15 protein-coding genes and 2 pseudogenes are annotated in these 12,542 nt (G+C 45.8%); 12 read left to right on the forward strand and 5 right to left on the reverse strand.

The genetic code is table 11. The features are described from left to right. The first annotated feature begins 6 nt into the window (after positions 1-6). Both EHW56_RS00495 and EHW56_RS15445 read left to right on the forward strand, forming a co-directional pair. Complete coding sequence (locus EHW56_RS00495; protein WP_172970069.1) at positions 7-1,128, forward strand: ISAs1 family transposase; 1,122 nt, start codon at positions 7-9, stop codon at positions 1,126-1,128. A 622-nt stretch (positions 1,129-1,750) separates the two neighbouring features. After that, positions 1,751-2,560, forward strand: a pseudogene (locus tag EHW56_RS15445) (NAD-dependent epimerase/dehydratase family protein). A gap of 22 nt (positions 2,561-2,582) precedes the next feature. Here the strand turns inward: EHW56_RS15445 and EHW56_RS15635 are convergent. Continuing rightward, positions 2,583-2,683, reverse strand: a pseudogene (locus tag EHW56_RS15635) (IS110 family transposase); the annotation flags it as partial. Between the two features lie 228 nt (positions 2,684-2,911). Between EHW56_RS15635 and EHW56_RS00510 the strand changes: the two are divergent. The 9 genes from EHW56_RS00510 to EHW56_RS00550 all read left to right on the forward strand — a co-directional run bounded on the left by EHW56_RS00510 (position 2,912) and on the right by EHW56_RS00550 (position 9,990). Next, positions 2,912-3,397, forward strand: a complete 486-nt coding sequence (locus EHW56_RS00510; protein WP_152798889.1) for a hypothetical protein — start codon at positions 2,912-2,914, stop codon at positions 3,395-3,397. 128 nt (positions 3,398-3,525) lie between these two features. Beyond that, the gene (locus EHW56_RS00515; RefSeq protein WP_216644431.1) at positions 3,526-4,308 is read left to right on the forward strand and encodes a hypothetical protein; all 783 of its coding nucleotides are present in this window, start codon (positions 3,526-3,528) and stop codon (positions 4,306-4,308) included. Between the two features lie 109 nt (positions 4,309-4,417). Then, complete coding sequence (locus tag EHW56_RS00520; RefSeq protein ID WP_152798893.1) at positions 4,418-5,281, forward strand: hypothetical protein; 864 nt, start codon at positions 4,418-4,420, stop codon at positions 5,279-5,281. A gap of 359 nt (positions 5,282-5,640) precedes the next feature. Beyond that, complete coding sequence (locus tag EHW56_RS00525) at positions 5,641-6,120, forward strand: lecithin retinol acyltransferase family protein (protein WP_152798896.1); 480 nt, start codon at positions 5,641-5,643, stop codon at positions 6,118-6,120. 201 nt (positions 6,121-6,321) lie between these two features. After that, positions 6,322-7,047, forward strand: a complete 726-nt coding sequence (locus EHW56_RS00530) for a class I SAM-dependent methyltransferase (protein WP_152798899.1) — start codon at positions 6,322-6,324, stop codon at positions 7,045-7,047. A 122-nt stretch (positions 7,048-7,169) separates the two neighbouring features. After that, positions 7,170-8,321, forward strand: coding sequence for a YbfB/YjiJ family MFS transporter (locus tag EHW56_RS00535; protein ID WP_216644432.1), 1,152 nt, complete (start codon positions 7,170-7,172; stop codon positions 8,319-8,321). Between the two features lies 1 nt (position 8,322). Next, complete coding sequence (locus tag EHW56_RS00540) at positions 8,323-8,925, forward strand: glutathione S-transferase family protein (RefSeq protein WP_152795343.1); 603 nt, start codon at positions 8,323-8,325, stop codon at positions 8,923-8,925. A 13-nt stretch (positions 8,926-8,938) separates the two neighbouring features. After that, the gene (locus EHW56_RS00545; RefSeq protein WP_152795373.1) at positions 8,939-9,418 is read left to right on the forward strand and encodes a GNAT family N-acetyltransferase; all 480 of its coding nucleotides are present in this window, start codon (positions 8,939-8,941) and stop codon (positions 9,416-9,418) included. Positions 9,419-9,480: 62 nt separating this feature from the next. After that, positions 9,481-9,990: a GNAT family N-acetyltransferase gene (locus EHW56_RS00550; protein ID WP_152795341.1), complete on the forward strand. Its 510-nt coding sequence runs from the start codon at positions 9,481-9,483 to the stop codon at positions 9,988-9,990. 13 nt (positions 9,991-10,003) lie between these two features. Here EHW56_RS00550 and EHW56_RS00555 read toward each other — a convergent pair whose 3' ends face one another. Both EHW56_RS00555 and EHW56_RS00560 read right to left on the reverse strand, forming a co-directional pair. Beyond that, positions 10,004-10,831 (reverse strand): TauD/TfdA family dioxygenase, encoded by an 828-nt coding sequence (locus EHW56_RS00555; protein ID WP_152795339.1) that lies wholly within the window; start codon positions 10,829-10,831, stop codon positions 10,004-10,006. Next, the gene (locus tag EHW56_RS00560; RefSeq protein WP_025739952.1) at positions 10,828-11,079 is read right to left on the reverse strand and encodes a hypothetical protein; all 252 of its coding nucleotides are present in this window, start codon (positions 11,077-11,079) and stop codon (positions 10,828-10,830) included. Before EHW56_RS00560 ends, EHW56_RS00555 begins: the two co-directional genes overlap by 4 nt. 184 nt (positions 11,080-11,263) lie before the next feature. On the opposite strand from EHW56_RS00560, the gene EHW56_RS00565 reads away from it, so the two are divergent. Continuing rightward, a complete protein-coding gene (locus EHW56_RS00565) occupies positions 11,264-11,584 on the forward strand; it encodes a HigA family addiction module antitoxin (protein ID WP_152795337.1) in 321 nt (106 codons plus the stop codon). A gap of 57 nt (positions 11,585-11,641) precedes the next feature. Here EHW56_RS00565 and EHW56_RS00570 read toward each other — a convergent pair whose 3' ends face one another. Together EHW56_RS00570 and EHW56_RS00575 are read right to left on the reverse strand one after the other, a co-directional pair. Beyond that, a complete protein-coding gene (locus tag EHW56_RS00570; protein ID WP_074212824.1) occupies positions 11,642-11,878 on the reverse strand; it encodes an RNA recognition motif containing protein in 237 nt (78 codons plus the stop codon). A 117-nt stretch (positions 11,879-11,995) separates the two neighbouring features. Beyond that, a complete protein-coding gene (locus EHW56_RS00575; RefSeq protein WP_152795335.1) occupies positions 11,996-12,439 on the reverse strand; it encodes a MarR family winged helix-turn-helix transcriptional regulator in 444 nt (147 codons plus the stop codon). Positions 12,440-12,542: the final 103 nt, after the last annotated feature.

Raw genomic sequence — 12,542 nt, forward strand, 5'->3', positions numbered from 1 at the left:
GATACCGTGGATATCGATACATTTAAAGACTACTTCAGTGCCGTTGATGATAACCGTCAGAGTGCCAAGATAACCTACCCACTATTTGACCTGCTCTTTGCTTCATTGTGCGCCGTTATTGCGGGTTCCAAAGGATGGTACGATATTCGGGAATACATCCTAGGCCACCATGATTGGTTTAAGCACAACGGCATGTTTAAAGACGGTATTCCTGCCGACGATACTATCGCACGTGCCATCTCCACGATTGAACCGAGCGCCTTTCAAGCTTGCTTTATCGATTGGATGAAAGCCGTCCACCAAATGACGGATGGTCAGGTGGTCGCGATCGACGGCAAAACCCTAAAAGGCTCTTACAACCGTGAAGATAGAAGCAGTACGATCCACATGGTTAGTGCGTATGCCAGTGAAAATCATCTGGTGCTCGGTCAGCTCAAGACAGACGAAAAAAGCAATGAAATCAGTGCTATTCCCGAGTTAATCCGTCTGCTCGACTTACGTGGTGCGCTAGTCACCATCGATGCCATGGCCTGCCAAACGACGATTGCCAAGACGATTCTTGAGCAGGGTGGCGATTACTTATTAGCGGTGAAACAAAACCAGGGCAAGCTAGCGAACGCGATCACCGAGGCATTCAGTGAGCAACGTCGAACCTTCAATGACGATGTCGAGTTTGAATATGGTCACGGTCGTATTGAATCACGTCAGTGCTATGTGCTTGATAAAGCGTGTTTATCAGGCGACTTTACCCGTTGGCCATCAATGCAAAGCCTTGTCATGGTTGAGTCTTTGCGTGTTGAAAAAGGGCGTCCGATATCGCTGGAGTATCGTTACTATATCAGCTCAAAATCACTGACTGCCGATGAGGCAAGCCGTGCTATCCGCTCGCATTGGGGCATTGAAGCCATGCACTGGGTATTGGATGTCAACATGGGTGAAGACGCCTGCCAAATTTATAAAGACAATGGGGCCGCGAACTTTGCCTGTCTGCGACACATGGCCTCAAACATGGTGCGGGCTGAGCCGACCAAGATCAGCTTGGTGGCCAAACAGAAGCGCTGTCTCATGAATCCCAGTTTCTTAGAAAAGGTTTTAGCCGCAGGCATACCGGCGATGGTTGAAAAATAAACACTCATGCGCTCGCCCTGGGTTACGGCTTTGATGTAAAGCAGGAAAATCTCGACTCCCACCATAAATCAGTAATGACATATGTCCATTTACGAAACGCCTTGTTTCATAATGGACAGCTTGAAAAAACCACTAAAAATGGCGACACCTTCAAGTTAACAGACTATTTTTCGCCTTTGTGTAGGCTCTTGCCATTGGTATTAATCAAGTTCATTGAGTTTGATGATGGTTATTTGAACTGGAATTGTTGGTTAGATCGTCAGCCATTTAAGGGGCGTAAGTAAATAGTGCTAACACATATGAGCCCTTCTCCGGTCAATAGGCAATAGCATTTTTTGGCTGCGCCAGCAGCCAATGCTCTCGAACAACAAAGTCGTCTACTTCGCTCTGTCATTTCCGCCATTATGTCATTGCTTACGGCAAACACATATAGAAGGTCTCTTACTGCGGTCTCACCGCTGCCTGCCAACCATGTGACAGGGCTATTAGGCATTATACCTCGGTACCACTCTCCTGAGTGGCAACGAATTCTGGGCTAGTTTTTATCACTAGGGGATAATGTGAACGCCTTAGTTGTGCGCACTATTACAATGTTATGTGTAATCGAGGGTTCAGGGAAAGAATGAAAGTACTTATATCAGGATCCCATGGGTATATTGGTAGCCACGTGACTAGGATGTTTGTCGAAAGTGGCTTTGACGTTTCAACTTACAGCAGGTCTAGCGGTGTCTTATCTCCTGAACGGAAGCGATCAGATTTCTAAGGTTACTTTGATGTCGTTATAAATTGTGCTCGTCCACATTGGTCAGAATTTTCGCCGGAGGAAATAGCTGATATAGAGTCCAAGCTGCTAACGCAGCTGGATAGACTAGCGGCTGACGGTGCGACAAAAATCCACACATCGGGCGTTTGGTTATTTGGCAACGCTTCTCACAATGACCTCAAAGAATTTAGGCTTAAGCCTCTAGAGGCGGTAAAACCGGACACAGTTACAATAGGCTACGCTATCAAAAAGAAGTGGCATGTCGTTTACTGTCCTAGTTTGGTTTATGGTGGAGAAAACTGTCAGCTAAAGCGAATTGTAGATTCCTTATCTGACCAAACTCTTCAAGTAGCGGTACCATCTCAAGGTTATAACCAATATGTCCATGTTAATGACATCGCTCGGTTCTATTTGGTACTAGTCCAAGGTAAACGTCCGGCTACACAACACTTTATTGCTGAGACTAAGGGGTATAGTCCCGAAGAGTTTTCTCAGTTGCTACTAGACTTTCACATCGTAAAGCAGGTTCACAAAAGCAGTTGGAGTGACTTTAAGAAATGCCATGGCTCTTCGGCAGTCGAAATTGAAATGCTCAATCTTAACCTTCCAATTAGTCCTTTTTTTGAACAGACAGAGTCATTAAGGAAGTACATAGAAAATTACACATAACAAACGAGTATGTCGTCAATCGCTAAATTTTAGCGAGATTTTTATCCCACATCACGTCGTCTTTGAGCATCGAATTTAAGATCACTACCATCTTCCGTACAAGGCAATAATGGCGACTTTTTGTAGTTAATAAATGCATAAAGAGAAAAGTGGTGCTTGGCGAGATCAACGCCAAAAAATTGAGTGGACATGGTTACCTCCGGTATAAAAGGCCGCACCTAAGTGTGGCAGATCTTCAAGAGGGGGAATCCATGTCATTCGTTATGTCTCTATTACATCGATTATGTAATCTGTTCAAAATAATGCATAAATTTTATGTACGTTTCATAAGTACACATAGAAGGATAAATTATGAAATGGCTAGAAACTTTAGTCTCAAACTTTAGCAGTAAAAAAGAAACTGTTGCGGATGAGCTACTACACACTCCTAAAAATTTGTATTCTCGAACTTTAAGGCGAGCAAAAGGCAGGGCTTTAGCATATTTGCAGTTGGCGAATAGAGATTTTAAGTTCTCAGTGCAAGCGTTTAAATTTGTCGAATCCTCAACATCTACGATTTCTACGAAAGAGCTGAAACATGGCGTATTATTTTTGCAAAGTCATGTACGCTCTCTCGAAAGTAGAAAGTCTTATTTGGTTATATATGCTGCATTACTTGCATCCTTTATAGCACTATTCAAATTACTAGGGATTATATACTTGGCTATAGTAGTTGCGGCAATCGTACTTCCTGTAGTTGCAAGTGATAGGGTGTTCATGACTCACCGAGTTCACCTCCTAGAGGATCTTGTAACCTATTTACAATTGGTTATCGATGAACGTGAAAGCGATACATAACAAGTGCTTAAAGGGGATTAAAAACACTGGATCATTTTTGTTTTTTTAATTTTTGGTACTTAAGTTGGCTTTTTTACGAAAGTAGCGTTTTTTCAGCCCCTTAAGCCAACGTTATGAGGGAGGTTATAGTGTCGTCAAAGATTGATGAAATGAAGAAACAGTTATCGAAATTGGCTGCCAAAGGTGACCTTCTTTACTACGCCTTGGCTGATCTCTCTGGATCATTGTCTGACGAATACAAGAAAGTATTGGCAGAGAAGAAAATAGACCTGCCTTCGTTCGAAACTGAGTACGAGCCATGGTATTCGGAAGCTCTTCTAGTCGTGAAGCAAGTGCTTCCCGATCGAGTTGATGATTTCGTAAAGCAGTACAAAAATGAAAAGCGAAAAGAGATTGATTACCTCACGTACACGATATCTGACGCACTACTGGGTTTAACAACGCGACGGAATGGAAGCGTAGTAGCTGAGCAGGGTAGTGCAATTCCAAAGGTGCAGATTCAGGTGTCAATCTTAAAGTCGGCGGAGAAGCGCTTTGAAAGCGCACTCTTTAATATTTCTGAAGTCCTGCAGTCCGATATATTTGACTCCGAGCTTGATGCTGCAAGCGAACTTTCTAAAAAAGGTTTCCATCGCGCGGCTGGCGCCGTTGCCGGTGTCGTACTAGAGAAACATCTCGGCAAAGTGTGCTCAGCGCATAACCTGAAAAGTCGGAAAAAACATCCTTCTCTTTCGGATTTTTATCAGTTACTCAAAGAAGCGGATGTTATTGATGTCCCAAAGTGGCGTTTTATTCAGCATCTCGGGGATGTTAGAAATCTTTGTGATCATAGTAAGCATAGAGAACCCAATAAAGATGATATAGATGAGTTGGTGGAAGGAGTTGGGAAGGTAATAAAAACTGTCTTCTAAAAACTCATAACAATCCAAGGCAGCGGGACATATTTTGCTTCGCTGCGCTCAAAGCGCAAAATATGCCCCTGCTAGGGGCGTTATACCGTTTTTAGGCTCAGGAGGGCATTTGGATATTTTTAATAATCGAGAGTTAGCTACAGCTACTCTGGTCATTGTTGTCTTCATTTGGGCTTCCATAAAAAGTAAGGAAGTTCTACCGGCTATAGAGTTAGTCCTAAAATCTTTTTGCCAAAAAGCCATACTGATAACCACAGGCACTCTGCTTTTATATATTTTAATTGTCGTATATTTACTTTATAGCATGGATGTTTGGAATGTAGGACAACTTAAAAATACGATACTATGGTTTGTGTTTATTGGCTTTGTTCAGCTTATGAATACGACTAAGATCACCGAGCCGAAAGAGTACTTGAAAGCATCGTTAAATTCTCAGGTTAAGCTGATTGTACTAATCGAGTTCCTAGTAGCATTTCATTCCTACGGTTTTATAACTGAATTATTTCTAGTAACGACAGGTACACTATTTGCGTGTTGTAGTGCTTTTGCTAGAGGTAAACCAGAGTATAAGCAAGCACAAAAAATATCTGACTATATTTTAGCCATAATGGGAGCTTTTATTTTCATCGACTCCATCTTAAATATATATAATGAGCCAGGTAAGTTTGTCAGTGTTGATACATTCCGGGATTTCTTGGTTCCTATGTTGCTGTCTGTATCTTTACTACCATATGTGTATGTATTTTATTATCTTTTGGCTTACGAGAGAGCGTTTGTTATAACCCATATCTATACTGACTCTAAACGACTTCAACGGTACGCAAAAATACGCTCATTTGTTGCCTTCAAAGGGAAGCCTAGTCTTATCCATAAGTGGGCGATCTACTCTTGTACTCCAGAGTTTGAGTCAAAAAAAACGATCCGAACTTCAATAGATAAATTCAAAGAGCAGCAGCGTGAATCAACGGTATAACAAATAAGAATAAGTGTCGCGCAGCCGACACTTTATTTGGGTGTTGAATAAGACCGTTGCTTTATTAAGTAAATAGCTCGAATGCGGATCAGTAGGCGCTGCGTCTAGCACTTTTTTCAGCGCGAGAGCAGCCAAGAAGTAAGCGGATACATTGTTATCTTAAAAATGATGCTTGGTGAAATAAACACTACAAAATAATTGATTAGACATGGTTACCTCCGCTATTAAAGAGCGCATCTAAGTGTGGCAGTTCCTAAACAGGGGGGATCTATGTTATTAGTTATATCTATGCAACTACTTGAAGCGATAAAATATTCATACATATTGATGTCGTCAATTGATTAAATATAGGGTTACATATGTCAATTCAAAACCTAAATGCTGGCGATATTGTCGTCAGCAACTTCGGTGTTTATCAGCACTGGTCTTTAGTTTCAGACGCTTTGTGTGAAAAGGGTCTGCCTATGCTTATTTCTGCAACTCAGCGAAATGGTACCGTTCAAGAAGAAAACTGGGATGTAGTAACCCAAGGTAAACATACCTATCCAGCTAAAGTTACTTACGACCGCCCAGTACCAGAGGTGCTCGAGCTCGCTCGTTCTCAAATTGGACAGTGGAAATACTCATTAACAGACCGAAACTGTGAGCATTTCGCTAAATGGGCAACAGGATTAAAAATGTCTTCGACTCAAGTTGTTGCTGGTGCAACTGGTGCTGTTTTGGGTGCAAGCTTAATTGGTTTATACTCAGAAAATCCGAAGTTTGCTAAATTTCTCGGTGGTTCATTAGCTCTGGGTGGTTTAGCCGTTTTAGCTACTAAAGCCGTTGAGGAAAAATAGGTAAGACAAACGGCTATTTCGCCAATCACTAGAGGATGGCGAGGCTTTTACCCCACATCATTCCTCCTCTGAGCATTGAGCCTAAGCTCACGTTCATCATACGCACACAGGCAACAATGGCGAATATTGCTCATCTTCGTTAGGCGTTAGTGACGCTAACACTTATATCAATTTTCAATTAAAACACTATGGAAAGTAATAATGAAATATAACAATCCCATCAACCCAAATTGTATAGATAACTTGCTGGGTGAACTATGGCTCAATGAGGACTCTTTAGTCTTAGATGTTGGTTGTGGTAACGGCGAATTAATTAAAAGCGTTTTAGAAAAGTTTAACTGTCGGGCGGTAGTCATTGAAATTGATGAAAGGGAGATTGCTAAAGCCAAGGAAAACTTGGAGCCTTATTTAGATAAAGTCACCTTTCATAATGCAGCATTCAAAGATGTGGAACTGCCTAGGGGCGTATTTGATGCGTGCTTTAGCTTAGGCTCTACTCATGCTTTTGGCGATGTTGGTGAAGCTTTAGACCATGCATTGTCTGACATGAAGGCTCTCATAGCGTCTAATGGCGTAATTGTACTTGGGGATGCGTATTGGCGAAAAGAACCAGATAAAGAGTACTTACTCGCAACAGGTATTGATCCGCTAGAGTTACGCTCAAACCTTCAAAATATAAAAGCAGGAAATCAACTAGGCCTTGAATGCGCTTATGTCGTCCATTCTTCTTATCAAGATTGGGATACGTTTGAAAGCTCGTTTTGGCTAGCTGCTGAACGCGAGTTGATGCTAGACCCTGAAAATATCGAGCTATTGGATAAAGTAAAAACGAGACGACATTGGAAAGATGCGTATTTGAGGTGGGGGCGAGAAACAATGGGGTTTGCTCTATACCTGTTCATTCACGCTACATCCCAAAGCATCTAAACAATGAGTCTGAGGCTCCCTCGGTCTGAACCAGAGCATGAGCCGGGCACACTTAACGCCATGGAGGGCATAACATTATGAGACCGAGTAGATTTAATCTCTCTGCGTTGTTCGTTGGGGCGATGGCAACATTTGTGGGGATTGGCGTGGCGCGGTTCGCTTACACACCAATTATTCCTGCACTCGTAGAAGCTAACTGGTTTACGGCCACGGAAGCGGCATACTTGGGGGCCGCGAATCTGCTCGGCTATCTCGGTGGAGCGATTGGCGCGCACACCCTCTCTGAGCGATACAAACTCCGTTATGTGCTTGGGGGGGCTTATATCGCAGTCGCGTTAAGCTTCTTTCTTTGTCTGAGCCCGATCGGCTTCGTGTGGTTCTTTATCTGGCGATTTGTGTCTGGTTTTGCCGGTGCAACCTTGATGGTGGTCGGTCCCTCTCTGGCACTCTCAAGTACGCCTGCTTCACAACGACCAGCTACTGGAGCGATGGTTTTTACCGGTATCGGAATTGGGGCTTTTTTGTCGGCCACCGCGATTCCGTTATTGTTAAATGTAGGGCTTGTTTTAGCCTGGGTTGGGCTCGGCGTACTTGCTGCTGCGGCTGGTCTTGTCGCCGATAGGGCGTTCGCAGGCTTGAAATCATTACCAGCTATTCCCCATGCAGGAAATAGGTCAGAGGGCTTAACCGCTGCACAGAAATGGAGCATCGGAATAGTCATGGTGGCGTATGCGATGGATGGAGTCGGCTTCGTTCCCCATACGGTTTTCTGGGTAGATTATCTTGCACGTGAAGTCGGTATGGGGCAGACCATCGCGAGTTTCCAATGGGCTGTTCTGGGTGTCGGTGCTGTTTTCGGACCTTTCATTGCCGGGAGGGCGGCCAAAAAGTTCGGTTGGCACGGGGCTCTGCTGTCAGGGTTTCTGGCAAAGTCTATCGCTACGGCATTACCGGTTATATCGGTATCGATGGCTAGTATTACCGTTTCATCCTTTGTCGTCGGAGCCATGATCCCCGGCATTGTTGCGCTCACAGCAGGACGGCTTTCAGAGATTATGGGGCCTGCTGGTCACAAAAAGATATGGGGTATGGCCACAGCCATGTTCGCTGCATTTCAAGCAGCAGGTGGGTACGCTCTGGCATTTGTCTACGGCTTTCTTGGTACCTATGAACCTTTATTCAGCATTGGTGCCGTTATTCTGGCGAGCGGCGTCCTCTTGCTATCAACCCGATATCTTATCGTTCGAAAAGCCACACAGATGGAGAACAATTGATATGGAACTGTATCTGAACACAACGTCGCCTTATGCAAGAGTTGTCCGAACCTGCGCGATTGAAAAGCAGTTAGATGATGTGAAGCTCATCTGGGTAGATCCTTGGGCGGATGACAATGCGTTGCTCACCGTCAATCCCAACGGAAAAATTCCCGTGCTTGTAACGGATAGGGGAGAGGCTTTATCAGAATCCCTTCTCATCGCGTCATACTTGGACGGGCTTTCTTCGACGAACAGCTTGCTTGGTGCACCCAACTATACCGATGTCCTTGCTCTCTCGGGGCTTAGTCAGGGCCTTACCGATGCAGCTTTTATGACGGTTATTAATCGGAAGCACTTTGGGAAAGAGAGCGATAGTACAGTACTCGGAGTTCGTCGACAGAATGCCATTGTTAGGTGCCTTCAGACGCTGGAGGATAGGGTGAATACTGATGTTATGCAGTCCGACATTAACCTTGGCCAGATTGTTACTGGCGTTGCGCTGAGCTATATCGATTTTCGATTACCGGAGTTGCAATGGGGTGAAAGCCAGCCACTCCTCGCTGACTGGTTAACGAGATTTTTAGAGCGTTCAAGTGTCAAAGAAACGGCCTTCGCGGTTTAATCCGCATACACCCATGCACCTGACTTTCCGTCCCATCAATCTTGAAACCGATTTTGCTTATTGCGTAGCTGCACGTCGGGACGCTTTTGTGTGTAGCTTTGGCTCCGATGAGGGGTTTGAAGACTTTCTAACTGGCTATTATGAACGGGTGAGTGAACGCATGAATCAGCCCGAGTGGTTTTATCGGCATATTTTTGTCGATGGAGAATGGGCTGGGCAGCTTGAATTTCGCAGCACGTCGCCGGAGCCTGAGACGGGTTATGTGCATCTAATCTACCTTACACCTGTTTTTCGTGGTCGAGGGTTTGCCCCTTTGCTGCAGCACTATATCGAAACCACCTTAACAAACGCGGGGTGCCGCCGAGCAATGCTTTCTGTAAGCCGTGATAACCATCGTGCGTTAACCTTTTATCGCCAGCACGGCTGGGAATTTGTTCGCGCCAACCCCAAACATGCGAAGACCGATTTTTATCAGTGTTGGTTGCCGGCGTAGATACTTATTCGCGCCAATATGCGATTATGGCGCGATAGAAGGTTTCAGTAGGCGAGTGGTTTATGACACTGATATGCCAGTCAAAAAGGCTCAATGTGCGACAGTTTACACTCGACGATGCGCCATTTATTGTTGAGCTGCTTAATGAGGCGTCGTTTATACGCTATATCGCAGATAAAAAGGTGCGTACTGAACAAGATGCAGTAGAGTATCTCCGTCACGGGCCGCTCGCGAGTTATCAAGCACATGGCTTCGGTTTAAATCTGGTGGAACGGCGGGAAGATGGTGAGCCCATCGGTATGTGCGGTGTGCTTAAGCGCGATGAGTTGGCATATCCAGATTTAGGCTACGCGTTTTTATCGCGTTCTACCGGGCAAGGATACGCCACAGAAGCCGCCGAGGCGGTGCTTGAAGCAACCCTGTTAGCGAGCGGACTAAGTACTGTTCAGGCGGTTACCTTACCGGACAACCAACCCTCAAACCGCTTGCTTGAAAAGTTAGGGTTTCGGCTGCAAAGCCAAATCATGCTTTATGGGCATCGCAACAATCTGTATCAATATACCCGCGTCTGAGCGCCATGAGATGTTACTGAGCACTGTCACCCTGAACGGTGACGCGGTGCAATCGTCTGGGCGCGTCACCATAATCGGTTATCGCGTAGTGCTGGGTAGCGCGATTATCCCAGATTGCCACCGAGTGCTTTTGCCAGCGAAAGCGAACGTGATATTTCGATTGGCGTGCTTGACTAAACAGTGTCGCAAGCCGTTGTTGGCTAGCCGCCACTGGCCAATCGGCAATCGCGCGAGTAAATTGCTCGTTAATAAATAGCACGTCTTGGCCGGTTTCAGGGTGGGTTTGCACCATGGCACGGCGAATGGGCGGGTAGTCTTGAGCGCGTTTCGAGACAACACTCTGGCCGTCGGCGTCTTGATGATCGTAACGGCTGCCTTCAAAGGCGTGTAGCGCGTGAATGGTGTCGAGCTGGCGTAGCTCGGTTTTTTCTTCGTCGGTTAGATCGGCCCATACTGCTGCCATGTCACACCAAATCGTATCCCCGCCATGTTCTGGTACATATTGGGCGTGTAAAACCGAGCACTTGGGCGGCACCGCTTGCCATGTCATGTCGGTGTGCCAATAGCTTTGGCTGGGTGGATTACCGCGGCTGGTTTCAATCACGACCACTTGCTCGTTGTCGGGCAGGTGCGGAAAAAACGGGTGAGGTGGCTCAAGCTCGCCGAAGCGTTTTGCCAGTGCGACATGGTCGTCGGTCGAGAGAGGCTGCTCGCGAAAGAAAAGCACTTTGTAGCGTAAAAATGCTTGATACAGCGCCGCAAACTCAGCCTCGGAAAGCTGGGGTAGGTCGATATTATCGACTTGCGCCCCTAACGTGTCGCCTAACGGGGTTATCTTCATTTGAACCATACCTTACCGCCAATGAATTTGTAGGCTGGTGTGCCTCGCACCAGGGTGTCACGCGCAAAGGGCTGTTCGCACTGAGGGCAGTGACACGGCGTGGTGGTGGCATCCTCAACAATCCTTTCTTTAAAGCACTTCACCAATGCACCTTTGCCGCCTTTGCGGTATTTAAACAGTGGCGCATTACAGCGTTTACAGAAAATATCGATGGTTTTGGTGGGGCCTTTTTTATTCGGTTTTGCCATTTTTACTGCTCGAGCGTCATTACATGCCGAAAACTTGATAGTGACGAGTCGGGCGTAGGCTGTCAATCAGCTATCGTTTGATGACGCTTTACGTTATTAACGCAATGCGTTACTATTGGAGGGATGATTCGATCGTTTAAGTGCAAAGATGTCGAAATCGTTGATTATCACTAGGAGGTCGCTCATGCGTACTGTAGAAGCTGTCACACCGGGCGAGTTGCTAAAAGAGGAATTCCTGACTCCCATGGGGATTTCGCAATATCGTTTGGCTAAAGAAATCGGAGTGCCCGCACAGCGTATTGGTCAAATTATTGCTGGTAAACGGGCTATAACGGCTGATACAGACCTGCGTTTATGCCGTTTTTTTGGATTATCGAAGGGCTATTGGCTGCGTGCTCAAATCGCCTATGATACTGAAATTACTGAACATGAGCTCGAAGATCAGCTGAATAGTATTCGCCCATGGACAGAAGTCTCGATCATAAACAAAAGCCAGCACGTATGATCGTGTTGGCTATCGTTCCCGCCCCATAGCCGATGTAAGTGCAAGGGGGCTTTTTGCTTAGTTCGCGATTTTCACGCGGATTTTGCTTTTCGCAACACTGGTGAGGTTTAAGGCGGCCATTGCGGCTTTGGCTTGTGTCTCGTCAGGCATGGTCACAAAAGCAAAGCCTTTGGATTCGCCAGTCTCTTGGTCCAGCACCAGAGTGCATTCGGTGACATCGCCGTGTTCAGAAAACAGCTGACGGAGTTGGTGTTCGGTGGTGGTGCGTGCAAGGTTGCGAGCTAAAAGTTTCATTGTTGTCCGTTTATATCGAGGTAACAGCGCCGATTGTGTCAGTAAAGAGGGCCACGACCAAGCAATAGTTTGCCTTTGTTGCCGATGCGTCTTGCGCAGGCGCCGTTTTCCTGACGGTTATGCGTCACTTTCTCCTAAGTCGTGGTTAATCTTATCCAGCAGCGCAATCAGGTGCTGGGCTTGCTCATCATCAATGCTGGGAAACTTGCAGCGGATTTTCTCAGGGATAGCAGCGGCTTGGTGCTGCAGCTCAATGCCTTTGCCCGTGAGGGTGACCCATCGCTTTCGCTTATCGTCTTCGTCTTTCACGATGGTGAGCAAGCCTTTATCGCTCATCTTTTTCAAAATCTGCGTCATTGCGCCACCGTCGATCCCCGTCTTCTCGACTAACGTGGCGATCGATAGTTGATTTTCTTCCCACAGCGCCATCATCACCACATATTGCGGATAGGTGAGATCAAGCTCGCTCAACCAGGTTCGGTAGGCGCGCGAAATCCCATTAGAGGCTTTATACAAGCGGTGGCAAATTTGGCTATTGAGCTGTAATTGGGGATAGGTCATGGCTTGTCATTGTCTGTGTGTCTAATGAGCATTTTATTTTGTACGCAAAGTATTTGCAATGCTGGGTCATGCGATCTAGTATTTTGCATGCAAAATAAATAAA

It is taken from the genome of Salinivibrio sp. VGrn1 (assembly GCF_009377995.1).
Lineage (GTDB): Bacteria > Pseudomonadota > Gammaproteobacteria > Enterobacterales > Vibrionaceae > Salinivibrio > Salinivibrio siamensis.

Bases quoted from the DNA above. Each gene is read 5' to 3' on its own strand.
- EHW56_RS00510 (WP_152798889.1), top strand. From the start codon at position 2,912: ATGAAATGGCTAGAAACTTTAGTCTCAAACTTTAGCAGTAAAAAAGAA.
- EHW56_RS00525 (WP_152798896.1), top strand. From the start codon at position 5,641: ATGTCAATTCAAAACCTAAATGCTGGCGATATTGTCGTCAGCAACTTC.
- EHW56_RS00530 (WP_152798899.1), top strand. From the start codon at position 6,322: ATGAAATATAACAATCCCATCAACCCAAATTGTATAGATAACTTGCTG.
- EHW56_RS00535 (WP_216644432.1), top strand. From the start codon at position 7,170: ATGGCAACATTTGTGGGGATTGGCGTGGCGCGGTTCGCTTACACACCA.
- EHW56_RS00540 (WP_152795343.1), top strand. From the start codon at position 8,323: ATGGAACTGTATCTGAACACAACGTCGCCTTATGCAAGAGTTGTCCGA.
- EHW56_RS00545 (WP_152795373.1), top strand. From the start codon at position 8,939: ATGCACCTGACTTTCCGTCCCATCAATCTTGAAACCGATTTTGCTTAT.
- EHW56_RS00550 (WP_152795341.1), top strand. From the start codon at position 9,481: ATGACACTGATATGCCAGTCAAAAAGGCTCAATGTGCGACAGTTTACA.
- EHW56_RS00555 (WP_152795339.1), bottom strand. From the start codon at position 10,831: ATGAAGATAACCCCGTTAGGCGACACGTTAGGGGCGCAAGTCGATAAT.
- EHW56_RS00560 (WP_025739952.1), bottom strand. From the start codon at position 11,079: ATGGCAAAACCGAATAAAAAAGGCCCCACCAAAACCATCGATATTTTC.
- EHW56_RS00565 (WP_152795337.1), top strand. From the start codon at position 11,264: ATGCGTACTGTAGAAGCTGTCACACCGGGCGAGTTGCTAAAAGAGGAA.
- EHW56_RS00570 (WP_074212824.1), bottom strand. From the start codon at position 11,878: ATGAAACTTTTAGCTCGCAACCTTGCACGCACCACCACCGAACACCAA.
- EHW56_RS00575 (WP_152795335.1), bottom strand. From the start codon at position 12,439: ATGACCTATCCCCAATTACAGCTCAATAGCCAAATTTGCCACCGCTTG.